Genomic DNA, 23,948 nt, shown 5'->3' on the forward strand with positions numbered 1-23,948 from the left:
TGCGTGACAGCCGCGTGAGAAGGCCACGGCCTGCCCGCGCGACCTCCTCACCCGGCCAAAAGAAAACCCCCGACAGGCTGCGGGGGTCTGGGTAGCTCAGGGCGTGCCCGGCGTGTTGGGGGCAGGGGCGGTGCCCGGTGCGCGGACGGCCTTGATCGCCTGGGGGTCCGGCTGCTCGTCGCGCAGGGGTTGTGGGCTGGGGTCGGGGGCGTAGCCGGGCAGGTCCTCGATGGCCACGCGCCGGGGCACCACGTTCCCGGGGGGCGTGAATTCGGTCGCCAGGCGGCCGGTTGTGCGGTCCACGTTGATGACGGTGGTACGCGGGTCAGCCGCGCTGGGGGTCCAGCCGGTTTCGCTGTAGACGACGGGGGCAGTATCCCCTTCGATGGGGGTGTTGGCGCTGTCCTTGTACCGCGGGTCCAGCAGCGCGACCTTCACGCCGGGCAGCCAGCCCTGGTCGGGCGCGTCCGCGTACACGATGCCGGGCGGCTGCACGAACGCGGTGGGCGTCTTGCCCGCGTGCGCGATCTCCATCATGCGCCGCCAGATGGGCGCGTTCACCAGACCGCTGTAGTAGCCACGCTGGGGCATCAGGCCGCCCTGCTGCTTGCCGACCCACACTGCGCCCAGGTAGAGCGGCGTGGTGCCCACGAACCAGAAGTCCTTGGGGCCGTTGCTGGTGCCGGTCTTGCCCGCCACCGGCCAGTTGCCGAACTTGGCGGGCCACGACAGCCCCCCCTGGGGCCCCGTGAGGTCGTTCACCACGCCCCGGATCATGTCCAGGCCCAGGAAGGCGATCTGCGGGGTCCAGACCCGCTTGGGTTTGGTGAGGTCGTTCGCCGCGTCGTACAGCACCTCGCCGCGTGCGGTCGTCACCCGGGTGATGTAGCGTGGCGCACGGTACAGGCCGCCATTCACGAAGGGCGCGTAGGCCGCCGCCATCTTCACCGGCGTCGTCTCGATGGCGCCCAGCGCCGCCGCCAGGCCCGTCCCGTCGTTCGGCGGCACGCCCAGCTCACGCAGCTTGGTGAAGAAGGTCTGGAGGCCGATCCGGTCGGCCAGCCGCACCGTCACCAGGTTCAGCGAGCGGTCCAGCGCCTCGCGGATCGTCATGCTGCGGTAGGTGGTGTGGCCCTCGAAGTTCTGCGGCTGGTACACGCCGCCTTTGCAGGTGTCGCAGGGGAAGGAAATGGGTTTGTCGTCCTCGCGGTGGGTCTGGTCCAGCCCGGTCGAGAGCGCGGTGGTGTACAGCAGCGGCTTGATGGTCGAGCCGACCTGCCGCTGGCCCTGCGCGGCGTTGTTCCAGTCGGCGGGCGGCTGGCTGCCGTTCAGCTTCTGCCCCACCATCCCCAGCACCTCGGCCGTGTAGGGGTCGATGATGACGGCCCCCAGCGTCGTGCCGGGCGGCATTCCGGTCGCCTCGCGGCTGGCCGTTTCGACGGCGGTCTGAATCTTGGGGTCGAGGGTGGTATACACCCGCAGGCCACCCGAGCCGTACACCTTCTCGCGCCCGAAGCGGCGGACCAGTTCGCTCTCCACCTGCCCCATGAAGTGCGGGGCGCGGGTGGTCGTCACCGCCTTGAGTTCCTTGGCGCTGCGGTCCACCAGCTTGGCGCTCTTCACGCTCCCGTTCGCGTCGTAGGTGATCTGCCAGCCGCGCGGCTGGAGATTCTCGTGCCAGGCGGCGTCGGCCTGCGCCTGCGTCACCCAGCCGTCCTCGACCATCCGCGAGAGCAGCGTCTTCATCAGCGGGCGGACGGCCTGGTAGTTGAAGTACCGTCCGGCGCTGGGCACCAGCACGGTCAGGTAGGCGCTTTCCGCCAGCGAGAGCTGCTTGGGCGTCTTGCGGAAGTAGGCCTGCGCCGCCGAATAGATGCCGTACAGTTCCACCGGGCCGCCGTCGCCCCAGTAGATCGCGTTGAGGTAGTCGCGCAGGATCTCTTCCTTGGTAAAGGCGCGCTCGACCTGCACGCTCAGCAGCCACTCCTTCACCTTGCGGTCGGGGGTGCGCGCCTGGTTGTACTCATCGAGCAGGAGGGTGTTCTTGATGAGCTGATTGGTCAGCGTCGAGCCGCCCTGCACGTCCTCGCCCTGGGCCACCCGGCGGAACTGCCGGGCAATGCCGTAGGGGTCCACCCCATAATGCTCGAAGAACCGGCGGTCCTCGTTGGAGATCAGCGCCGCCGTCATGAAGGGGCTGATCTCGTCCAGGCGCACCAGTGTGCGGCTGATCGCCTGATCCCCGATCTTGGGGACCAGTGTGCCCAGCGGCGTGCCGTCCCGCGCGAAGACCCGCGTCTCGGCCCCCAGGCTCAGGTTGTCCAGTTGGCGGTAGTCGGGCAGTTCCCGCGTCCATTTGGTGACGTAGGTGGCGCCCACCCCGGCAGCGGCCACTCCGCCCGCCAGCAGCAGCGATACGGTGAATTTCAGAAACCTCAGAAACACCCGGTTTCCTCCTTTGAAAGACGTTCGGACTTCCTGTTCACGCGCGGCGTGCCTCGATGAGCTGCTTCACGCGCCCCCGCAAGTTCTTGCCGCTCAGCGGCTTGTACACGAGGTCGTCGGCGCCAACCAGTTTGGCCTGATCGCGGGTCCGGTCGTCGTCAAAGCCGGTCAGCAGCAAGACGGCCACCCGGCGCAGCCGCTTGATGCGTTTCACCCGCGAGCAGATTTCAAAGCCGTCCATCTGCGGCATCTGCACGTCGAGCAGCATCGCGTCGGGTGTGTGGTCGCGCAGGTACTCCAGCGCCGCCCGGCCGTCCGGCACCGTGACGATCTCGTGCCCGTCCGCCGACAGAATGACCTCCAGCATGGTCCGGATGGCCGGTTCGTCGTCCGCGACGAGGATGGTATACGCCATGAGCGCCATGATAGTGCAGCGGGGGGAGGGGCAGTCTGTGCCGCCGTGCAGCCTGTGCTTTCCCGGGACTGTGCTTTTCCCAGAAAAGGCCGAACCCCCACGCGGGGTGGGGGCTGGGCTGAACATCGGGGAGGATAGGCCGAACGTGGGTCCTTGAGTGACGACCCCGGTCAGGGAGAGGAGAAGGACACTCGCGCCTCCGTGCTGGAGTTGACCCCAGTGTTGTCGGTGGCGACGGCGAAGACGCTGTACAGGCCTCCCGTCGGTGTGTTCTGCCACACCACCCTGTAGGGCGCACTGGTGGCCTCGCCGATTTTCTGGACCGGACCGTACATGTAGGGGCGCGCGAAGAACTCCACCTTCGCGATGCCCTCCGGGTCCGAGGCGTCCACCGAGAGCGTCAGGGGCTGGCTGGCAGGAACCGGGGTGATCGAGCTGTCGGCAGGTGGGGAGGTGAAGGTCACCGTCGGTGCCGTGTCCCCCGCCTGCGGCCTGCGGTAAATCTCGATGGCCGAGAAGTTGGCGGTCGCGGTGCCGGTGCTCGCCACGTTCAGCACGCCGTCACTCACGCTGACGCCGATGGGCCCCAGCCGCTTCCACTGGCCCGCCGCGCCCGGCTCGAAGCGCGCGACGGTCTGGCCCTCCATCTGGATGTCGTAGGGCGTCGCGTCCTCGGCCCGCACCCACAGGAAGACAGAGTAGGAGGCCTGGGGAACGGGCACCCCCACCTCCAGCCCTCCCGGGCGGGAGAGGGCCGTGCGGACCAGGGCCTCGCGGTTGGGTTCGGCGGCGGGAGCCAGCGCGCTGCCGGGCACGCTCGTGGGGGTGCCGTTGGTCGTGATCCCCGACGTGTCCCCCGCGGCAAAGTTCACGCCACCGAACCGCACGTCGTAACGCTGGGTCTGCACGGAGGGGCCACCGAAGTTGATCGCGCGCAACACCGGGCCTGAGAGCAGGGCGTTGCTCGAGTCGGCATTGGAGAAGACGGCGCTTTGTTCCGCGGAGGTGGTGGCCGCCCCCTGGTCGTCAACGGCCCGGGCGGTGAAGGGGCCCCTGAAGGTATCGTCGCTGTAGCGGTTGCGCGGATACACGAAGGTGTAGGGGGCGGTGGTGTCCTCGCCGATCTTGCTCGCCCCGAAGTAGAACTCGACCTTGGCAACCTGGCCGTCCGGGTCCGAGGCGTCCGCTTTCAGGATGATGTTGTTGTCGGCCAGGTGTGATGCGTGGCCGTACACGTCCGGCAACAGAATGCCGTTGTCGATGGGCTGGAGGGTGACCGTCGGGGCCTGGTTGACGGGCGGGGGGCTCTGGACGGGCTCGATGACAAGATAATCCACGATGGCGTTGCGGTCGCGGTCCGGCCCCTCGTAGAGGTCGTTGATGAACGAGAGGTTGAACACCTGTCCTGGCTTGAGGTCGAAGTCTCCGAACTTCCGCGTCACGTAGGTCGCCGAGTCCAGCGTTGCCACCGCCAGCCGTCGTTGCTTCGCGTCGTTCAGGTCCACGACCGGCCAGCCCCGGAACTCCTCCCCGCGGCCCTCGACGGAGACGGCGTAGCGTCCCGCCTTGACGCTGCCGGGCACGACGAAGCGCACGTTGTCGTTGGTGCCGAGGAGAATGACGGCCTTGCCGCCGCTGGCTGCGGGGTCGCTGATGATCCGTCCCCCCGAGCGGGGGTTGGCGACCGCCTGGGGCGTCACGCCAGCCTCGATGCTCCCCGCCTCGGCTTCGAGCTGGAGCGCCTCCGGGGCCGTGGGAACCGACCCCGTCTGACTACAGCCGACCAGCCCCAGGCCCAGCGTCAGCAGCAGGATGGCCCCCCGTCCGCCGCGCCGCTGCGCGCTCCCCCCTGTTCCCTGTGCCATCTTCTTCCCCCCTTGCGCCCTCATGAACTGCGAAAGCTGGCGCTCTGCGCCCGTGTGCCCAGACCGTCAGTTATCCACCTGCCTGTACTATGCCCTCTCCGGGGCCGCTCACCAGGTTGATCTCTTTGCACATCTGTTGCTCAAAGAGGGATGGTGGCTGTGGAGCCGGGGATCGGGCGAATGCAGACGGTGGGCGAGTCCCCACTCCCGGGGAGAGCCCGCCCACCGCCGGAGAGTGCCGCTAGGCCGGTTTCAGCGCCGCCCGCGCTTCCTCCGCGAGCTGGCGGCGCAGCACCTTGAGGGCCGCCGACTTGGGCAGCTCCGCGCGGAACTCCACGCTGCGCGGCGCCTTGTAGGGGCTGAGGTTCGCCCGGCAGTGCGCGATGATCTCCGCCTCGGTCGCGGTCATGCCGGGTTTGAGGGCCACCACCGCGTGAACCGTCTCGCCGCGGTACGGGTCGGGCAGGCCCACGGCGGCGGCCTCCAGCACGGCGGGGTGCGCGTACAGCACCTCTTCCACCTCACGCGGGTAGATGTTGTGCCCCCCCGCGATGATCAGGTCCTTCTTGCGGTCCACGATGCGGAAGTAGCCGTCATCGTCCATCACCGCCATGTCGCCGGTCAGCAGCCAGGTCTGCCCGTGGGCCTCGCGCAGCACCTTCGCCGTCTCGTCGGGCCGCTCCCAGTAGCCCCGCATGATGTTGGGGCCGGACACCCACAGTTCACCGATTTCGCCGCTCGGCAAAGGGTTGCCGTCCTCGCCCGCCACCAGCGCGTCCACGCCGGGGATGGGCAGGCCGATGCTGCCCTCGCGCTGGTCCCCGAAGATCGGGTTGACGTGCGTGACCGGGCTGGATTCGGTCAGGCCGTAGCCCTCCACCAGATTCGCCCCGCCCGTGATCTGCCGGAACCGGCGCGCCGTCTCCAGCGGCAGCGGCGCACTCCCGCTGATGCAGGCGCGGATGGTGGTCAGGTCGAAGTTAGGCGTGTCGGGGTGGTTGTTGATCGCGTTGTACAGCGTGGGCACGCCGGGAAAGAGGGTCGCCCCGCTCGCCTGGATCTGCCCCAGCACCATTTTGATGTCGCGGGCGTTCGGCACCAGCACCAGCGTCGCGCCGGTCAGCATGCTGAGGTTCATGCCCACCGTCATGCCGTACACGTGGAAAAACGGAATCGCGGCCAGCGTCACCTCCTGCCCCGGCTTCAGGTCGGTCATCCACGCCCGGCACTGCTCGGCATTGGCGACGAGGTTGCGGTGCGTGAGCATCGCGCCCTTGGGCACGCCGGTGGTGCCGCCGGTGTATTGCAGCAGGGCCACGTCGTCCGGGCGCAGCGTGACGGCCTGCGGCGCGGGCGCCTGGCCCTTCAGCAGTCCCCTGAAGCTGTAGACCGACCCGCCCGCCTTCACATTGACCCAGCTCCCCTCGCGCCGGGCCTTGAGGGGGTACAGCACGTTCTTGGGAAAGGGCAGTGCGTCCTGAATCCCGGTCACGATCACCCGCTGGACCGGCACGCGCGCGGCGATCTGCTGGTAGCGCGGATAGAAGGCGTCCAGCAGGATCAGTGTCTCGCTGCCGCTGTCCTGAAGCTGGTGTTCCAGTTCCGTGGGCACGTACAGCGGGCTGGTGTTCACCACTGTCGCCCCGGCCAGCAGCGTGCCGAAAAAGGCCACGACGAACTGCGGCGAGTTGGGCAGCATGAGGCTGACGCGCTCGCCGGGCTGCACACCGATTTTTTGCAGGCCCGCCGCGAACCGCTGCACGTCCTGCCACAGCTCGCGGTAGCTGGTGGCGGCCCCGATGAAACTCAGCGCCGTGCGCTCCGGGAAGGCCTCGGCGCTGCGGCGCAGCAGGTCGGGCAGGGTGTCATTCGTCGGCACACAGTCGCGGGGAACACCTTCTTCGTAATGGTCCAGCCAGGGCCTCATCATGCCGCTCCTCACACTCCTCGGGTCTGCCTCTCACGGCGGGAGGCAGACTGCTTGAATTGAACCGAGTATAAACTGAACTCGGTATAAATGTACTTGATCGGCGCCGCGCGTGCCAGACTGCCTCATGCCGCCTGCCCCGCTGGACCCGGCCACCCACCGGCCCCACCTCGAAGAAGCCCTGCGCCTGGCCCGGGAAGCGCAGGCCGCAGGCAGTGCCCCGGTCGGCGCGGTCCTGGTCAATGCCCGGGGCGAGGTGATCGCGCGGGGCCGCAACCGCGTGGGGGAAGCCCAGTCGCCCGAACACGTGGGTGCGGCGAGTGTCGCCCACGCCGAGATGGACGTGTTCTTCAGCGTGGGCAAGGTCCGGGACGCCGAAACCCTCACCCTCTACACCAGCCTGGAGCCCTGCCTGATGTGCGGCGGCGCCTCGGCCCTGCTGGGCGTGGGCCGGGTGGTGTGGGCCACCGCCGATCCCTGGGGCGGCTCGGGTCGCCTGATCAGGTGGAGTGACCACCCCGCCATGCAGGAAACCGACGTGGTGCCCTGTCCCGACCCCGACCTCGAAGCAGAGGGCGCCCGCCTCTTTGCCCCCGAGGCCAGGCGGGCCTTTCCCGAGGAGGGCTGGGCGCTGTGGCGGCAGCGGTATCCGGCGGAAACGGCGGGCGTGGAATGAGCGTGCTGGTGGTCGGCAGCGTCAATGCCGACGTGACCGTCCGCGCCGCCCGCATCCCCGCGCCGGGCGAGACGGTGCTGGGGGAAGAGGCCCGCGTCTCTCCGGGGGGCAAGGGGGCGAATCAGGCGGTCGCCGCCGCGCTGGCCGGGTCAAGCGTGACCCTCTGCGGCGCCGTCGGGCGCGACACCTTCCGCGCCCCCGCCCTCTCCGGCCTCACCCGCGCCGGGGTGGACCTCGCCGGACTGCACGAGCTGGACGCGCCCACCGGCCTCGCGCTGATCACGGTCGCGGCGAGCGGCGAGAACGCGATCACCGTCGCCAGCGGCGCAAATGCCCGCGTCACGTCCGCTCATCTGCCCACCGACCTGAGCGGCTTCACCCACCTGCTCCTTCAGAACGAACTCCCATCTGAAGTCAACCGGGAGGCCGCCCGCCGCGCCCACGCCGCCGGACTGACCGTGCTCCACAACGCCGCCCCCGCGCGCCAGGCCCCCATGGAACAGCCCGACCCGGAATTGCTCGCCCACACGCACCACCTGATCGTGAACGAACACGAACTCGCCGCGTTTGCCAGCGGGGGAGGAGAGGCCCTGGAAACGCAGGCCCGCGCCCTCCTCACCCGTGGCCCCCGCGCCGTGACGGTCACCCTCGGCGCGCAGGGAAGCCTGACCGTGACAGCGGACGCCGTGGACCGCCTCCCGGCCTTCCCGGTCACGCCGGTGGACACGACGGGCGCGGGCGACACCTTCTGCGGCGTGCTGACCGCCTGGCTCGCCCAGGGCCACCCCCTCCCCACCGCCCTGCACGCGGCCGGAGTCGCCGCCGCCCTCGCCTGCACCCGCCCCGGCGCGCAGGACGCGATGCCCGACCGCGCCGAGATTGCCGCCGCCCTCGCGCGCTAGGCTGCCTCCATGCAGTACCGCACCTTTGCCGAGCCCGATTACGACGCCCTGCAAGCGTTGGACCTCGCCGCCCAGCGCCAGGCCGACCCGGCCTTCGACACCCTCCCCGCCCGCGAGCGTGAGGGCCGCCTCAGCACCAGCCTCCCCGCCCTTAAGTTCTACGAGCGCAGCGAACATTCCTTCGCCGCCCAGGACGAGGCGGGGGAGATGCGGGGCCTGATCCTGGCGCAGCACGTCTGGCAGGGGGACCGGCCCATCGTCCTGGTCCGCACGGTGATCCTCGCGCCGGACGCGCCCGAAGGCACGGCGGCGGGCCTGCTGCACGCGACCGTCAAGAGCGCCTACGACAGCGCCGTGTACGAGGTGCATTTCCCCCTCGCGCCCGCGCTGGAGGCCGCCGCACGGCGGGAAGAAGCGCACCTGACCGGCCAGTACGCCGTCTGCCACCTCGGGACCCGTGCCGGGACAGCCCCCGGCGAGCGCCTCGGCACAAGCCCAAGCGCCGGGGCGGAAGGACGCGCATAATGGCGGGCATGACGACCCGAGCCACCCGCGTGCTGCTCGGCGTGCGCGGCATGACCCGCGACGCCGGGGAGCGTGTCGCCGCCCACCTGCGTACCCTGCCCGGCGTGAGCCAGGCCACGCCCGACGACGGCCAGATCGAAGTCCACTACGACCCCAGCCAGCACACCGTCATGGACCTGGTGCGTGCGGTGCGCGCCCAGGGCTTCCTGGCGGGCATGCTCTAGACGTGGCGCTCGGCTACGTCGGCATCCTGACCGTCCGGGTCGAGATGCCGTGGGTGTCGAACCTCAAGGAGAAACGCGCCCTGGTCCGCCCGGTCGTCGAGCGCCTCAAGGCCCGCTATCCCCTCACGGTCGCGCGTCTGGACGGCCTCGACGCCCACGACTGGGAGGTGATCGGCGTCGCCACCCTCAGCAACGATTACGGCTGGGTGGAAGAAACCCTGCGGATGGCCGCCGACTTCATCGCCCGCGAAGGCGAGTACCGCGTCGCCTGGGAGGAAACCGACATCACCGTGCTGGGCGGCGACCAGGACGAGGAAGACTGACGGCGGACTGCGGAGGAATCCAGCTCAGCGTCCATCTGTGCCCCGGGTGCGGTGAAGGGCCTTTCGCCTCGGGGGAATCTTCTGTGCGCTCTCCTGCGGACCTGTCGAGCGGCGTGTAGAAGCAGTGCGGGCGGGGCCGTCGCCACTCGACCAGCCCAGGCGGTTCCGGGCCGCTCTCCAAAGCCCGGGCCAGCCGCAGGGCGAGGCCAGCATCACCCTCTTTCCCGACAACAACGGGATGTTTCTCGAAGCGGCCTGACCCCGAACACGCTGACGGGGCGGCGCACGGAAAGAGCGTCGGCCTTTTCCGGCGCCGACGCTCTTCTGCCCTCGCGGACCCGTTACTTCGCCAACTGCGTCTTGAGCGTGTCGAACGCCTCGGGACGCTTCAGAACACGCCAGTTCAGCACGCTCGGGCCGCTGAACTCCGCCACGCGCCCCGCCGAGCAGTCGTAGCGGGCGTTGGCCTTCCGCATGACCGGCCAGATGACCGCCACGGCGCGCCCCGCCACGTCGCGCTTCAGGACTGGCCCGAAGAGGCGTGAATCCTCGCTGCCGCCCGCCGTGCGGTTGTCTCCCATCACGAAGTAGTGTCCGGCAGGCACGGTGATCTCGGGCTGGTCGGGCATGATCCCGGCGGCGCTGGACGTGGCGCCGTTTGCCAGGTCGCTCTGGGTGTCCCAGCAGCCCTGCTCGCGCCAGTAGTCGGTCGTCCAGCTCGAATCCAGTTTCTGCCCGTTCACGTAGACCTCGCCGCCCTCGATCCGGATGCGGTCACCGGGCAGGCCGATCAGGCGCTTGATCAGAAAGGGCCGGTACGACCACAGCCCGAACGCGCTCTTGGTCAGGTTCGGCACCTGCGCCGCCGCCTCGCGCGGGGGCTTGAAGATCAGGATGTCGCCCCGGTGAAAGTCCCCGACGCCCGCCTTGTGCAGCCACGTCTCGTATTTCGGCACGAACACGCGCTCGTGGTCGCGCAGGTTCGGCATCATGCTCACGCCGTCCACGCCCACGAGCGTCGCCACGAACTGCGTGATCACCACCGCGAACACGATGGGTTCCAGCACTTCCTTCCACAGCTTCCCGAGCGGTCCGGGCGCGGGTTTGTTCAGTCTTGTCATGCGGCTCCTTGTCCGCCGCGCAGGATAGCGGACGGCGGCTGGGGGTGCGCGGTGCTCCCAGGGGGGTGTTTCAGCGGGCACTGGTTGTCATGGGGCCACTGGGGGTATCACCTCGCCCGGCACCTGGGGTACCGTGAGGGCGCAATGCCGCTGGCAGGTGAGGTGGTGGGGGAGGGGGTGCGGCTGGTGCGTCCCCTCGGTCGTGGGTCGCACAGCCTGGTGTATTTCGCGGTCGGCCCGGACGGGCAGCCCTGCGCCGTGAAGATCTTCGATCCGCATTTTGCCGCCCATGCCGCACGCGAGTACCGCAACGGCGCGCGCCTCGACCACCCCCGGCTGGTCCGGGTCCTGGCTCCGGTGCGCATCGGGGACCGCCCCGCGCTGATCGTGACGCTCGCGCGCGGGGCGGTGCTGTTCGAGCGGTATTCCCGCCGCCCGGCCCTGACCCATGACCGCCGCGCCTTCCTGCTCACGCTGGCGCACCTGCTGGACGGGCTGGGCTACCTGCACGCGCAGGGGCTGGTCCACCGTGACGTGAAGCCCGAGAACATCCTGGTCGAACCGGGCGGCAGCGCGAAGCTGGTGGACTTCGACCTGTCCGGCCCGGCCCGCGAGGTCTTCGCGGGTCCCACCCGGATGGGCACCGCCGCCTTCCAGAGTCCCGAGGCGGCGCGCGGGGAAGCCCTCGGCCCCGAGAGTGACCTCTACAGCGTCGGTGTGCTGCTGGGCTGGGGGCTGCACGGTGCCCTCTCCGGCCCGGAGGTGCCGCCGCCCCCGCTGGCTGACCCGCTGGACCCGCTGCTCGTCGCCCTGACTGAACCCGACCGCACCCGGCGGCTGAAGAGCGCGGTGCAGGCGCGGGAGATGCTGCTGAAGCTGGCGGGGTTGCCGTACTGAGCGTTGAGGGACTGGGGGAGGGCCGCCCAGACCCCCTCTCTGGAAAGACTGAGAATACAGACTTGTAAATCTCGGGAGAAGAGGGCAGGGGTGTGGGGCTCTGGCTGCCCGTGAAGGCTCAGGGCAACCGCGAGGTCCGGTTTTGGAAGTGCTCGGCCCGGTCAACCCCTCAGTCAGCTCTGCTGACAGCTCCCCTCAAGGGGAGCCGGGAACGCGGTTTGCCCGCTAGGAAGCTCAATCTGTGGCCTCCCCTTGAACGCTTGATGTGCCTTACAGGGCTGGCGGGTAGGACAAGCAGAAGTGTTTTTCTCGTCTGGGACGAGGGCGAGCTTCGCCCGTCACCCCCCTCCCCAGCCCTCTCCTGCGGAGCTGTGCCAGTCCCCCGCCAGGGGGGAGAGAGAAAAAAGCCCATCTGAGACAGCGAGTTTCTATTGCACATCAAGCGTCTTGAGGGGAGGTGGCCCGCAGGGCCGGACTCGCAGAGCTGCGGAGCAGAGGGGTTCAACCGGGGCTGTGCTGACTCAGCGCCTTTGCGGTTGCCCTACACTCAAAGCCCACCCCGGCCTCCTTCCTCCCCCTCATCCCTTACGCTGGGCGGGTGACTCGACCCAAGCCCGGCTCTCTGGTGATGGTGGACATTCCCGGCCCAGTGCTCGACGCGGACACGGCGGCGCATCTGCGGCGGCACGGCATCCGCGCCGTGTGCCTGTTCGGGAAGAACGTGCAGGACGCCGGGCAGTTGCGCCAGCTCTGCGAGGACCTGCGGGAGGTGATGGGTGAGGAGGCCCTGATCGCGCTGGACCACGAGGGCGGGGCCATTCTGCGGCCGACCTTCTGGCCGTTCGCGCCCTCCGCGATGTGCCTGGGGGCAGCCGACAACGCGGCGCTGACGGAGGACGTGAACGCGGCCCTCGCGCGGCAACTGCGCTCGGTGGGCGTGAACTGGAACTTCGCGCCCGTGCTGGACGTGAACGTGAACCCGGCGAATCCCGTCATCGGGGAGCGGGCGTACGGGGCGGACGTGGACCGGGTGACTCGGCACGGCACGGCGGCCCTGCTGGGCCATACCCGCGAGCGGGTCGCGGGCTGCGTGAAGCACTTTCCGGGGCACGGTGACACGTACCTGGACAGTCACCATGCCCTGCCGCGCGTGAGCAAGAGCCGCGCCGAACTGGACGCGGTGGAGTTCGTTCCCTTCCGCGCCTGCCTGCCCCTCGCGCCCGGCGTGATGACCGCGCATATCGTGTATGACGCGCTCGACCCCGTGCACCCCGCGACCCTGTCCCGCGCCGTCCTGACGGACCTCCTGCGCCGCGAGTGGGGCTATACGGGCGTGACCGTCACCGACAGCATGGGCATGCAGGCCATCGACGCCAACTACGGCCGGGGCGAGGCGGCGGTCCTGGCCCTGCGCGCCGGGGCCGACCTGGTGATGGCCCTGGGCCGCCGCGAGGCGCAGGACGCCACCCTGGCGGCCATCGCGGACGCCCTGGACGGGGAACTGGACGCCCGGGAGGTGGAGGCCAGCCTCGCCCGGTTGCATGCGTTGGCCGCGGCTTTCCCGGCAGAGGCGGACCCGGCGCTGGACCCCCAGGCCGACGCGCCGCTGCTCGCCCACGCCTGGACCTGCGGCCTGACGACGATAGGCCAGCCGCAGCCCCCCGCCCCCGGCTCCCGGGTCCTGCTCGCCTCGCAGCGCCGGGTGGCCCGCGAGAACGTCAGCGAGGCCAGCGTGGATGCTGCGACGCTCGCCCGCGAACTGGGAGCAGTGTACGACGTGACGCTCCACGCCTACGACGACCCGGCGGACCTCGACTGGCAGGCCCTGCGCGCCTCCGGCCTGCCGCTGATCCTCGCCACGACCACCCGGCACCGCCAGCCCGCCCTGGTGGGGGCGCGGCCTGACCTGCACCTCGCCCTCTATAACCCCTATGCGGCGGTGGACGTGAAGGCGCCCGCCGTCCTCACCTACGGCTTTCGCCCGGAAGCCCGCGCGGCCCTGGTCGCCTGGCTGCGCGGCGAGGTGGGTGCGCCGGGCCGTCTGCCCTTCCTCGCATGAACATTCCCACCCTCCCCGAGATCGCGGCGCTGTGGGCTGCTGCCTGGCCGGGCCGCCTGCCCCATCCGCGCGGCCTCGCGGGCCGTCTGGGCGAGCCGTCCGGCTGGGCGTGGCGGCGGGACGATGCGGGGCGGCTGGTCGCCTTCGCCGTCTTCCGGCCACCGGAAAGTTATCCGCACGGCCACCTGCGCCTGCTGCTCACCCATCCCGACGTGCGGGGCCGGGGCCTGGGCCGTTCAATCGTCGCGGAGGTGCGGGAGCGGCTCGGCCCCGTTCCCCTCGCGCCGGGTGAGGAACGCGGCCACTTCCTGCCCGGCGTGCCCGAAGCCAGCGTGGGCTTCTTTGAACGGGCTGGCTTCACCCGCACGGGCCGCGTGAGCGTGGACATGGTGGCCGACCTCCGCCCGCCGCTCCCCGAAGCGCGGCTGCCCGCCCACCTGCGCCTCACCGACGCCCGCGAGGCAGACGTGCTGCCGGGGGTGCAGAACCTCACGGAGAGCGTCTTCAGCCCCCGCTGGACGCATGACGCGACCGCCGTCGCCACCCGCGCACCCCACCAACTGCTGGCCCTGCAAGACGGTGAGCGCGTTCTCGGTTTCGCCCTGGTCGGCAGCGAGGACGACCCGGCGATCCTGCCCTCGTTCCTGTTCCCGGCGGCCCTGCGCGCCGCCGTCGGCACGGCTGGCCCGGTGGGCGGCCTGGGCCCCATCGGCCTGCATCCCGACCTGCGCGGGAGTGGCCTGGGCCGCGCCTTCATGCTCGCCGCCATGCACCACCTGCGCGGTCAGGGCGTGCAGGCGATGGGCATCGACTGGACCGGCATCGCGCCCTTCTACGAGAAGCTGGGCTTCCGCACCTGGGCGACGTATGTTCACCTGCGCGGCTGAGCCGTCACCGCTCCCACACCCAGTTCCCCGGTGCAGCGGCCACCCCCACCGCCCTCGGCCCGGTGTGCACGTTCAGCACCGGATTCACACCGGTAGCGCCTGCCCAGACAATGGGGTGACGTGCCTGGATCGCGGCCAGCAGCGCGTCGGCATCCTCGCGGACGCTGCCGTAGAGCAGGCCCACCCGCAGCGGCGTGCCCTCGCCATAGCGGCTGGTAACCTGGGTGGCGACGGCCTCGATGCCCCCCTTGTAGCTGCGCGCCCGGCCCACGTTCGTATAGGCGCCCGTCGCCCGGTCCACCGTGATCACCGGCTTGAGGTTCAGCAGGCCCCCCAGCGTGGCCTGCACCCGCCCGATCCGTCCGCCCCGGCGCAGGTACTCCAGCGTCTCGATGGTGAAGTACAGTTCCGTCTCCCCGGCGGTCCGGCGCACCCAGTCCAGCGCCGTCTCCAGCGTCTCGCCGCGCTGTGATGCCGTCGCCGCCGCGTGAACCTGAAACGCCTGGGCCGCGCTCAGCGTGCGTGTATCGACAACGGTGACCGGAAGCTCCGGCACCACCGCCCGCGCCTGTTCCGCCGCGTTGATGCTCCCCGACAGCCCGCCGCTGATCGTCAGCGCCAGCACGGGCAGAAGGCCTCCGCTGGCCCGCCGCTCCGCCTCCGCCCAGTCCTGGGGAGTGGGCTGGCTGGAGGTCGGATGGACCGGGTGGGTCTGCAACTCGCGGTACAGCCCCTCGCGCGTGATCTCGTCCATCCGGTACGTCCTGGAGCCGAAATTCAGGCTGAAGGGCGCGACCGGCACGGCGTTGTTCAGGCCCGCGAAGGCGTCCAGCCCGCCATCCGTCGCCACCCCGAAGAGGGGCGTCACTTGATCTCCGTGCCGTTCATCTGCTCCACCAGCTTCAGCGCGGCGCTGTAGTCCGCTTCCGCCCCAATGCTGTGGGCCGCCGCCCGGTACAGCGCCGCCACCTGCGTCAGCACGGGCGCGCTGGCCCTGGCGTCCTGCACCACCTCGGCCGCGATCCCCGCGTCCTTGGCGAGCAGGCCGAGCTGGAACGTCACCGGAAACTCGCGCGTCAGCACCCGCTGGGGAATCAGCGCCTCGGTGGGGTAGCTGCGCCCGCTGCTCGCGTTGATCACGTCCAGCGCCGCGTGCAGGTCCACCCCCGTCCGCGCCAGCGCCGCCAGCCCCTCGCCCGCCGCCCACATATTCACGGCCATCAGCGTGTTGTTGATCGCCTTTACCGCGAAGCCCGCGCCCACGTCGCCCACATGGACCACCTTCGCGGCGAAGGCGAGGTCGGCGCGCACCCGCTCCAGCACTGCCGTATCCCCGCCGACCATCACGGTCAGTTTTCCGGCGGCCGCGCCCCCCGGTCCCCCGCTCACGGGGGCATCCAGAAAGGCCACCCCGCGCCCCGCCAGCCCCGCCGCCTGTCGCCGCGCCGCTTCCGGCTGCCCGCTGGTGCAGTCCACCCAGACCGCCCCGGCCCGCAGTTGGCCGCCCAGCGCCGTCAGTACCTCATCCACCTCCGCGCTGGTGGGCAGGCAGGAAAAGATCACGTCGGCGGCGGCCACCTCGGGCAGCGCCGCCGCCTCGCTGCCGAACTCGCGGGCGTGGGCGTCCGCTTTCGCCTGCGTGCGGTTCCAGACGAGCGTGCGCCCGCCCGTCTCTTTGGTGTGCCGGGCGAGCTGTGCGGCCATCGGCCAGCCCATCGCGCCCAGGCCCAGGAATGCCAGTGTTCTGCTCATCGTGCCCAGGCTAGGTCCCCTCCGCCCGCCTACCATCAACTCTGAACCGAGTCCAGAAAGAGGCCGAGCTATCCTGCCCCCCGTGTTTCCGGCCCTCCTCAACGTCGTGCTACCGGTCGTGCTGGTCGCGGGAGTCGGTGCGCTGCTGGCCCGCCGCTTCACGCTGAGCCAGGACACGCTGGGCAAGGTCAGCCTGAACGGCCTGACGCCCGCCCTGGCCCTCAGCAGCCTGCTGGGCACCAGCGTGAGCGCGCAGGCGGGGTTGCACCTGGCCGCCGCTTATTTCGTGCTGGCCCTGTCGGGCGTGCTGCTCGCCTTTCTCGCCGCGCACCGTGCCGCCAGCGTGACCCGCCGCGCCGTCATGGCAAGTGTCGCCATCGGCAACAACGGCAACTTCGGATTGCCCATCGCCCTCTTCGCGCTGGGGCAGCCGGGACTGGACCAGGCGGTCGTGATCTTCCTGTGTTCGGTGGTCCTGACCTTCACGCTGGGGCCGCTGCTGTACGGCTCGGCGGGCGGGGCACGGGCCGGGCTGAAGGCCGTCTTGCGCCTCCCGGTCGTGTGGTGCATCGCCGCCGCGCTGCTGGTCCGTCTCCTGCACCTCCCCGTCCCGCTGGGCCTGCGCCGGGGCGTGGACCTGCTGGGGCAGGCCGCGCTGCCGATGGTGCTGCTGTCGCTGGGCATCCAGATCGGTCAGGCGGGCCGCATCGCCCTGACCCGGCCGGTGCTGACCGCCGTGGGGCTGCGGGTCCTCGCCATGCCCGCGCTCGCGCTGGGCCTGGGCCTCCTGCTGGGCCTGCGCGGGTTGAACCTCCAGGGCCTGGTCCTGGCCTCCGCGATGCCCACCGCCGTGAATGCCTTTCTGCTGGCCCGCGAATACCACGCCGACGCGGAGACGGTCGCCAGCGCGGTCGCCCTCAGCACCTTCGCCAGTCTGCTGACGGCGGCGCTGGTGGTGACGGCGCTGCCGGTGATCGGGCGGCTGGGTTGATCGAGAGTAACCTTCCCTCTGGACTCACCACAGTTTGATGGGTTTGGAGAGAGGCACGCCCTCTTCGAGTTCGTTGAGGCGACGTTCCGCAGCACGTGTCCACTCGTCGACACCCACTTCACTCAACAGGCCCAGAGCCTCACGGAGCGATTCCACAGCTTGCGCACGCTGCCCCGACGCTTCCTCAATCTCCGCGCGTTCCACGGTGATGATGGCGCGATCACTGATGTTTTGGGAGGCACGTGCGCTCCGCGCCGCCCGGAGCAGCTCTTTGCGTGCCTCATCGATCCTTCCTTGTAAGCGGTAGGCATACGCGAGGTTCACCTCGATGTCGATGCTCCCGCCGAAGTCCATCGAGTCCGCGAAGTCGCGCGCGTGCAAACTCCAACGAATGGCCTCGGCGAGAAATCCCGGCGCATGGTGGGGCGCATCCGGCACCCCCTCCTCGTGGAGCCGGAAATTCACAGCGGCGAGGTTGTTGTACTGCGCGTGCATGGCCCAGGGCCAGTGCCCTCGCGTGAAGTGCCCCAGCGCCGACTGGTAACGCCGCGCCGCTTCCATCAGCTCTCCGTCCTGCTGCGCGAGATATCCCAGCCCCGCTTCGATGGCCCCCCATTCGCGGTGGTGGCCTTCTCCAAGCAATCGTGCCGCGTGGGCATATGCCGCTCTTGCCGGTTTCGGTTGCACTTTCCGCATGTGAAACCGCGCGATCTGAATCCAGGTCAGGGCTTCGACTTCATCGCTGGGCAGGGTCGCCGCGTCCTGCTGGTACCGCTGCAACTGCTCCTGCAATGCCTTCACCGTGGACCAGCCCTCTTCGTGTGAGGCGGAGACGGTCTTGACCCAGGCGATCATCGCCAGTGCCCGGAGATGCTGGTCAGGCGACGGTTCAGCCAGAAAGGCCGCGCGGGCGTGTTCCTCCGCGTCCCTGTAACGTCCCTGTTCGAAAGCAGTGGCGGCGAGAACCAGCAGCCGCGCCGCATTCAGCGTGTCGGACTGCATGGGCGCCGCCTCGTCAAACACCCAGGCGGCAAAGGTTTCCAGATCGGCGAGGTCGTGCGACAAGGCGCCGATCTCGGCCATGTTCAGGGCCCACCGCTTCGTCTTTTCCCTGGGCGCGAAGGCCACGAGAGGCGCTCTGAGTTCGCCCAGGCGCATCAGCAGCCGCGACGCGGCGTTTTTGATGGCCCCGTCATTCAGGTGGGACCAGCCACGGGCACGGCGGAATTCGCTGACCTCCGCCCCACCCTTCCCCCTCAGCGTGGCCACGGCGACCACCGCCAGCAGGCGTTGCTGCCGCACGTCGAGGTCGAGGGTCTGGCCGTGCAGCGTCAGGAGGCCGCTTCGCGTGTGGAAGTGCAGACCACTCGGCTCGGTCATTTCAATTGATGGTACCTGCCCCACGAGGAGCGTGGGGCGCACTTGAGAATGAGTGAGAAAACCTGGCAGTTGCACCCGTGAGAGCAGCGGCTTAGGCTGGCCTCACGTGGTTGTGAGGTTTTCCTCATTGCGGCCACGTCCCTTTTCCCCGGAAAAGTCGCTCTGTCGGTGCCACGGTAAGGGCCGTGGGTGGGTTTCTATTGCTCTAAACAGGTGGAGGAAAACATGAAGGGGAATAGGTTGAGAACTCTCTGGAGTGGCCTGACTATTACCTTGCTTTCCACCCTCAGTGGATTCGCAGGGGCACAGGGGCAGACCTGGCCAGACGATAAGGGGAACGGAAACTTTACCTTTCTCGGCTGTTACGTAGGACCTGATGGTGTGCAGTGCGACCTCTCCTACACGTTGACCAAGCTGGAGCAGGGGAACGTTGAGTACAACTGTGACTGGGTTCAACTCTTCACGTCTGATGGGAAGACTGCAAAGGCCTATCGTGTTGCGGTAGCGGGCAGCGGCTTTTACTGTAACCCCAGGGCGGACGTCATCAAAGACGTACCTGTAACAATCTCCATCCGCCTCCCACTTCCCGCTGGCACCTCCTCCATCCGAGCACTTGTACTGCCCGGCAAGCGCCTCGACAACGTGCCGGTGAGCAGCGGCAACGCACCCGCGCCCATTGTGCAGCGCCCCGCTACTCCCGCTCCTGCTCCTGCCCCAGCCGTCAACGCCGACCAGTACAACATTCAGCTCAGTGGGTGCAAAGCGACGGGCAACGGGGCCTACACCTGCACAGGTGCAGTGGTCACGCCGAGGCGCTGAACCTGAAGCCCTATTCTGTTCTGCTTTCCGAAAGGATCAGGTTGAGGCCATGACAGTCATTTCCGATCCCCTGATTCAAAAAGCCTACAGTCAATTGTCCACCGAAGACCGGATGATCTTCGAGAATGCCTACAAACGGAAGGCAAGGAAAATCGGCGTGGCCTACCTCTGCTGGTTTTTCGGCTTGCATTACGCCTATCTCGGGCAGTGGGGCACCCAGTTCATCTACTGGTTTACCTTTTCCGGTTTCCTGATCTGGGCACTGATCGACCTCTTCCGCTTGCCCACCCTGGTCGCCAACCGCAACAAGGACATCGCCCTGGAAGTCCTGCAACACGTCAAGCTCCATGCCGAATCCGGAACGACAGTGGTGATGACCGGAGTTCCTGTGGTGGCCCCGACGCCCGAGCCTTCACCCCCCGAAGTCAGTAGCACCTCGGACCCCGTGAGTCCGTTACTGACTTCTCCCTTGTTCACCCCGCAGGCCACACAGAACAACTGGCTGATTCCCGCTGGGATCATCGCCGCCCTGGTTGTCTTGTTTGGGGGCGGATGGCTTGGTGTTCACGCCTTCAGCGCCCGCGCCCACGCGAGTGAGCCAGTCTCCCCACCAGTCGCAAGCACACCTACGCTGACGGCCAGTGCGGTTTCCCCTGCTGTCTCCACGGCATCAGTACCCACTCCCGAGGCTACGGGTCCCAGTTTCCGGCTTGTGAAACCTCTCAGCGATCCAGTGAGGTCGGGTATGCCCCGCCTGTATGACCTCGCCACCACCATGGACGGCAGTGATGGCAAGGGGTGTGCCCTGATCGATCCGGGCAACCCGGTCAAACGGTGCCGGGTCAGCGTGTCGACCACGGGTCAATACACCTGGGGCAGTGCCTGGTGTTCCGCGAACGCTGCAGGACTGGCGAACTTCCTCAACCACGCCACCTTTCGCTACGAGATTGACGGGCAACCCATCAACAAGGAGCAATTCTGGGAAGGCCACACGTCCACTTGCCTGAAACGTCGCTTGGTCGTCCAGGACTTTCAACCCGGACAAACCCACGAGTTCAGGCTGATTACCGAACTTGACCGCTCCATTCAGGATGGGGGAAGCCGATATCCGGCGGGGAGGTATGAACTGCAATTGACGGTTAAGGCGCATTAATTGCGTGAGAACGAAGCAAGCTTGTTCAGCGCACACTAGCACCCCTGTTTTCTTTTTCAAATCTCTTGCAAGGAGTAAGCTATGAATAAAAATCTATCTGCGGTCTCTGTTTTATCCACGCTTATCTTATCCAATATATCATTTGTGGAAGCTCAATCCACTGCAAAAAATTTGCAGGTCGGATTGGGGCTGTCCGGTTATTGGGATCATATTATAAAAACTACACTTAATTTTACCGGCTGCTCTTCTAATAGTAAAGGCACTATTGTCTGTAGCTTTATAATTAACTCTAATGAAAGTGTAGATAAGAGGATTTTGATTAACAGGGAGCGACTTTTTAATGTGGTTACATCAGATGGAACAAGATACGCTCCAGATAAGATCAGTATTAGTTCGTTTAATAATGGCAAAGAGACAGACGGCGATATTGACACAACCGTATCTCCCGGAATCAACTACAGCTTGCAAATTAAATTTGAAAACATGCCACCTTCACTGAACATGCTCAAGTACCTCGATATCGGCCATAAGGACGACAAATGGGTACGGCTGGAAGATGTCGCCATTCGCGGTACCCCTACCCCTGTCTCCTCACTCCCCACCCCGCAAGCCATCGCCAACCCCAAGCAGTACCTGACCGCGAACGCCACCTCCGGCTACGCCACCCTCTCTGGTGTGGCACTCAACGGGGGCATGTACGATGTGACGCTGCAAGGCTGTCGTGTGACCAATCCCGGCATGGCTGCCTGTACACTGAGCCTGGCTCCCATGCGCGCCACCGCCCAGAGCGCGACCCTGGAAAACCTGAACGTGGCGGTGAACGGCGCTGTTGTGGCGGCAACCGCTACGGCCACCCCTGCCGTGACCACCCTGACAATCACCGCGCCGGTCAACGTCAACCGGATTGACGAATTGCGGCTCGGCAATGCCCGGTTTGTGAATGTGGCGGTGCGGTGATGCGGGCGCGGTCCGGGCTGGCGCTCCTCGCCGGAAGTGTCGGTGTAGCATCGGCTTTGAACGCGGTGCCGATGCAGGGCGCTCCTGCGGGCAAAGCGAGTGCGGCCGACGTGCAACTCGTGCGAAGTCAGGGCTTTCCCGCGATGGCCGCTTATCAGAACAAGTCCGATTACCCATGTCAGGACGAGACGGCTAGAGATCAACATGGGGACGCACAAAGCGTGGCGGGCAGCTTCACACGCAAAGGGGCCAAACAGCGGCTCGTGTCGGTGTGGTATTGCGGAGCAGCCAACTTCAATCAGTACGTCCTCGGCGTTCTGGAGGGTAACCGGCTTGTCGCGGCTTACACAGTTCAGGGCATGAATGTGCACGTCGAGAAGTTCCGGGACGTGAACGGCAACGGCACGGATGACGTGATTGTCCGGGCCTCCTATAGCGGAGCGGGAGGCATGGGAGGTTCGGCGGAGTTGGCAGACTTCCATTCGGGCGGTCTCAAATCTTTCGGCTCATTTAGGACATCGGACGAGGTGTGTCCCTGGTATCAGGGAGGCGACACCGAGATGCATGATGACGAATACAAGATCATGGTCACACCCGGCAACCAGCCTTCTTTTCGACAGACCATTCACCGAACTGAATGTGGGTCAGGACTCGAAAGGATGATCACGGGTCCGGTCAAAGGAAAACCCGGTTTTATAAGCCTCCTGAAACGCTGATCAACACGGCTGGACTGTCCACCCTTCTTTCCCCTCCACCCTTCCACGTTGCCTTCAGGAGGCCCGTATGAAAAAGTGTGCATTGCTCGTCGCCACCACCCTCGCCCTCACGCTCGCGTCCTGCGGTCACGGACCGGCCGCACCCACCGAACCGGCCGCGACAGCCGGGACCATCAACGGCGTACGCGTCATCGACGCCAACACCTATCAGGTGGGCTTTACACCCCTGAACGGGCAGGACGTCGTGACGACCGCCACCCTCAAGAGCGCGAGCGTCAAGGTCATCAGTGCGGGCACCGCGACAGCGACGATCTGCGGGCAGGTGAAGACGCAAGACGTCATCACGGCGGCCATCAGTCTGGACAGCACCGGCAGCATGACCGACAACGATCCACAGAAACTTCGCCGCGAGGCCGCGCAGGCGTTCGTGGCTCGCCTGGGCAGCCGGGACAAGGCGGCGGTGCTGTCGTTCGACGGGTCCACCTCACCCAACCACAACCTGTCGGTGTCCTATCTCTGGCAGGACTTTACGGGGGATAAGGCTCTGCTGAACACTGCCGTAGGCCGTGCCACCTTCGCGGGAGGCGGCACGCCACTTTACGGGGCGATCATCGACGCCAGCAACCTGACAGCAGCCAGTGGCGGGGCAAACGGTACAGTGCTCATCCTCACGGACGGTGAGGATACTGCCCGCAACCCCACAGCGCAGGCAGCCATCGCGGTGGCGAAGCAGAACGGTACGAGGGTCTATGCCATCGGGCTGGACGCGCGGAATACCGTGAACTTCTCGGTCCTGGAGGACCTGACAGCGGCGACGGGCGGGTTGTTTCAGAAGGCGACCAGCGCGACACAACTCCAGGGGTTCTTCGACAAGATGTACAACGCATTCCGGGCGCAGGGCTGCGTGCAGGTGAACTTCACCCAAAAGCCCACAGCGGGCACGGTGGTGACTGGCACGCTGGTGATTACCGTAGAGGCGCAGAACAGGAAGCCTGTGGACATTGAGGTGCCCTTCACGCTCACCGTCCGCTAAGAGCTTGTCAGGAGAGAGGCCTCGCCCGCCGCCACGGGGCATACTGAAGCCCCGATGACCGCCCCCGACCCCATCACCTCCCTGCAAAACCCGCAAGTCAAGCGGCTGGTGCGCCTGCGTCAGCGCCGCGAGCGCGAGCGCGAAGGCCTGATCCTGATCGAGGGAGCGCGTGAACTCGCGCGGGCGGCCGCGGCGGGCCTGGTCCCGACCACCCTCTACACCTGCGAGGCCCTCTACAGCCCCGAGGCGCACGCGGTCGCCGCCACGCTCCCCGGCCCCCGCACCCACCTCTCCCGTGAGGCCTTTGAAAAGGTCAGCGGGCGCGAGAACCCCGACGGCCTCCTCGCCACCGTCCCCGCACCCGCGCCCCGCCTCCCCGAACCCGGTGAGGACACGGTGCTGGTCGTCCTGCACGGTCTGGAAAAGCCCGGCAACGTCGGCGCGATCTTGCGGACGGCGGACGCGGCGGGGGCGGCGGGGGTCCTGGTGCTGGGGCGCGGCGCCGACGTGTACAGTCCCAACGTGATCCGCGCGTCCCAGGGCAGCGTCTTCACCCTGCCCGTCGCCGCTCTGGACGAGGAGGAGGCCCTGGCCTGGCTGGCGGATCGGGCCTTTACCCGCGTCGCCTGCACCCCCGACGCCCCGCAGGTCTACTGGGACGCCCCCCTGACCGGCCGGGTCGCCCTGGTCCTCGGCGCCGAACACGAGGGCCTGCCTCAGAGGTGGCGGGCCGCCGAGGTGCCGGTGCGCGTCCCCATGCACGGCGCCGCCGATAGCCTGAACGTCGCCACCGCCGCCGCCCTGGTCCTGTACGAATGCGTGCGCCAGCGGCGGGCGGCCCCGTCCCGATAGGCCAAACGGCGGAGCCTGCCGCCGGGCCG

The 23,948-nt window shown here is 67.9% G+C and carries 22 protein-coding genes; 14 read left to right on the forward strand and 8 right to left on the reverse strand.

Features of this window, described 5'->3' with window-relative positions; translation table 11 throughout:
• Positions 1-96: 96 nt before the first annotated feature.
• From E5F05_RS13405 to E5F05_RS13420, 4 genes are all read right to left on the reverse strand, one after another.
• A complete protein-coding gene (locus E5F05_RS13405) occupies positions 97-2,445 on the reverse strand; it encodes a transglycosylase domain-containing protein (RefSeq protein ID WP_129119137.1) in 2,349 nt (782 codons plus the stop codon).
• Between the two features lie 37 nt (positions 2,446-2,482).
• Positions 2,483-2,869 (reverse strand): response regulator, encoded by a 387-nt coding sequence (locus tag E5F05_RS13410; RefSeq protein ID WP_129119138.1) that lies wholly within the window; start codon positions 2,867-2,869, stop codon positions 2,483-2,485.
• A 161-nt stretch (positions 2,870-3,030) separates the two neighbouring features.
• A complete protein-coding gene (locus E5F05_RS13415; protein WP_129119139.1) occupies positions 3,031-4,725 on the reverse strand; it encodes an Ig-like domain-containing protein in 1,695 nt (564 codons plus the stop codon).
• A gap of 241 nt (positions 4,726-4,966) precedes the next feature.
• Complete coding sequence (locus E5F05_RS13420) at positions 4,967-6,655, reverse strand: long-chain-fatty-acid--CoA ligase (protein ID WP_129119140.1); 1,689 nt, start codon at positions 6,653-6,655, stop codon at positions 4,967-4,969.
• Positions 6,656-6,779: 124 nt separating this feature from the next.
• On the opposite strand from E5F05_RS13420, the gene E5F05_RS13425 reads away from it, so the two are divergent.
• Genes E5F05_RS13425 through E5F05_RS13445 form a run of 5 tightly spaced genes read left to right on the forward strand, consistent with a single transcriptional unit; the run spans position 6,780 to position 9,302 of the window.
• Positions 6,780-7,328 carry a nucleoside deaminase gene (locus E5F05_RS13425; RefSeq protein ID WP_129119141.1) on the forward strand — a complete coding sequence of 183 codons (549 nt, stop codon included), beginning with the start codon at positions 6,780-6,782 and terminating at the stop codon, positions 7,326-7,328.
• Entirely contained in the window at positions 7,325-8,230 is a 906-nt protein-coding gene (locus tag E5F05_RS13430) for a ribokinase (protein ID WP_129119142.1), read from the forward strand. The genes E5F05_RS13425 and E5F05_RS13430 overlap by 4 nt, the downstream gene beginning before the upstream one ends.
• Positions 8,231-8,239: 9 nt before the next feature.
• Entirely contained in the window at positions 8,240-8,755 is a 516-nt protein-coding gene (locus E5F05_RS13435) for a DUF1999 domain-containing protein (RefSeq protein ID WP_129119143.1), read from the forward strand.
• Positions 8,755-8,979: a heavy-metal-associated domain-containing protein gene (locus E5F05_RS13440; protein WP_129119144.1), complete on the forward strand. Its 225-nt coding sequence runs from the start codon at positions 8,755-8,757 to the stop codon at positions 8,977-8,979. The genes E5F05_RS13435 and E5F05_RS13440 overlap by 1 nt, the downstream gene beginning before the upstream one ends.
• A gap of 2 nt (positions 8,980-8,981) precedes the next feature.
• Entirely contained in the window at positions 8,982-9,302 is a 321-nt protein-coding gene (locus E5F05_RS13445; RefSeq protein ID WP_129119145.1) for a DUF503 domain-containing protein, read from the forward strand.
• 341 nt (positions 9,303-9,643) lie between these two features.
• Here E5F05_RS13445 and lepB read toward each other — a convergent pair whose 3' ends face one another.
• Complete coding sequence (lepB, locus tag E5F05_RS13450; protein ID WP_129119146.1) at positions 9,644-10,423, reverse strand: signal peptidase I; 780 nt, start codon at positions 10,421-10,423, stop codon at positions 9,644-9,646.
• Between the two features lie 144 nt (positions 10,424-10,567).
• Here lepB and E5F05_RS13455 point away from each other — a divergent pair, with 144 nt between their 5' ends.
• From E5F05_RS13455 to E5F05_RS13465, 3 genes are all read left to right on the forward strand, one after another.
• On the forward strand, positions 10,568-11,320 hold the full coding sequence (locus E5F05_RS13455; RefSeq protein ID WP_129119432.1) for a serine/threonine-protein kinase: 753 nt from the start codon (positions 10,568-10,570) through the stop codon (positions 11,318-11,320).
• Between the two features lie 628 nt (positions 11,321-11,948).
• On the forward strand, positions 11,949-13,379 hold the full coding sequence (locus E5F05_RS13460; protein ID WP_221274137.1) for a glycoside hydrolase family 3 protein: 1,431 nt from the start codon (positions 11,949-11,951) through the stop codon (positions 13,377-13,379).
• Complete coding sequence (locus tag E5F05_RS13465; protein ID WP_129119148.1) at positions 13,376-14,266, forward strand: GNAT family N-acetyltransferase; 891 nt, start codon at positions 13,376-13,378, stop codon at positions 14,264-14,266. Before E5F05_RS13460 ends, E5F05_RS13465 begins: the two co-directional genes overlap by 4 nt.
• A gap of 4 nt (positions 14,267-14,270) precedes the next feature.
• Here the strand turns inward: E5F05_RS13465 and E5F05_RS13470 are convergent, their stop codons facing one another.
• Together E5F05_RS13470 and E5F05_RS13475 are read right to left on the reverse strand one after the other, a co-directional pair.
• Complete coding sequence (locus E5F05_RS13470) at positions 14,271-15,134, reverse strand: DegV family protein (RefSeq protein ID WP_241687162.1); 864 nt, start codon at positions 15,132-15,134, stop codon at positions 14,271-14,273.
• Positions 15,131-16,018, reverse strand: a complete 888-nt coding sequence (locus E5F05_RS13475; protein WP_129119149.1) for an NAD(P)-dependent oxidoreductase — start codon at positions 16,016-16,018, stop codon at positions 15,131-15,133. Before E5F05_RS13475 ends, E5F05_RS13470 begins: the two co-directional genes overlap by 4 nt.
• Positions 16,019-16,100: 82 nt before the next feature.
• Between E5F05_RS13475 and E5F05_RS13480 the strand changes: the two genes are divergently transcribed.
• Positions 16,101-17,009, forward strand: a complete 909-nt coding sequence (locus E5F05_RS13480) for an AEC family transporter (protein WP_129119150.1) — start codon at positions 16,101-16,103, stop codon at positions 17,007-17,009.
• Positions 17,010-17,033: 24 nt separating this feature from the next.
• Here the strand turns inward: E5F05_RS13480 and E5F05_RS13485 are convergent, their stop codons facing one another.
• Complete coding sequence (locus E5F05_RS13485; protein ID WP_129119151.1) at positions 17,034-18,389, reverse strand: hypothetical protein; 1,356 nt, start codon at positions 18,387-18,389, stop codon at positions 17,034-17,036.
• A gap of 868 nt (positions 18,390-19,257) precedes the next feature.
• Here E5F05_RS13485 and E5F05_RS13490 point away from each other — a divergent pair.
• The 5 genes from E5F05_RS13490 (at position 19,258) to E5F05_RS13510 (ending at position 23,919) form a co-directional block, all read left to right on the forward strand.
• Positions 19,258-20,361, forward strand: coding sequence for a TM2 domain-containing protein (locus E5F05_RS13490; protein ID WP_206733015.1), 1,104 nt, complete (start codon positions 19,258-19,260; stop codon positions 20,359-20,361).
• Positions 20,362-20,442: 81 nt separating this feature from the next.
• Positions 20,443-21,318: a hypothetical protein gene (locus E5F05_RS13495; RefSeq protein WP_129119152.1), complete on the forward strand. Its 876-nt coding sequence runs from the start codon at positions 20,443-20,445 to the stop codon at positions 21,316-21,318.
• Between the two features lie 56 nt (positions 21,319-21,374).
• Positions 21,375-22,034: a hypothetical protein gene (locus E5F05_RS13500; RefSeq protein ID WP_129119153.1), complete on the forward strand. Its 660-nt coding sequence runs from the start codon at positions 21,375-21,377 to the stop codon at positions 22,032-22,034.
• A gap of 67 nt (positions 22,035-22,101) precedes the next feature.
• Positions 22,102-23,067, forward strand: a complete 966-nt coding sequence (locus tag E5F05_RS13505) for a vWA domain-containing protein (RefSeq protein ID WP_129119154.1) — start codon at positions 22,102-22,104, stop codon at positions 23,065-23,067.
• 54 nt (positions 23,068-23,121) lie between these two features.
• On the forward strand, positions 23,122-23,919 hold the full coding sequence (locus E5F05_RS13510) for a TrmH family RNA methyltransferase (RefSeq protein ID WP_129119155.1): 798 nt from the start codon (positions 23,122-23,124) through the stop codon (positions 23,917-23,919).
• Positions 23,920-23,948 lie beyond the last annotated feature (29 nt).

The sequence above is a fragment of the Deinococcus metallilatus genome (assembly GCF_004758605.1).
Taxonomy (GTDB): Bacteria; Deinococcota; Deinococci; order Deinococcales; family Deinococcaceae; genus Deinococcus; species Deinococcus metallilatus.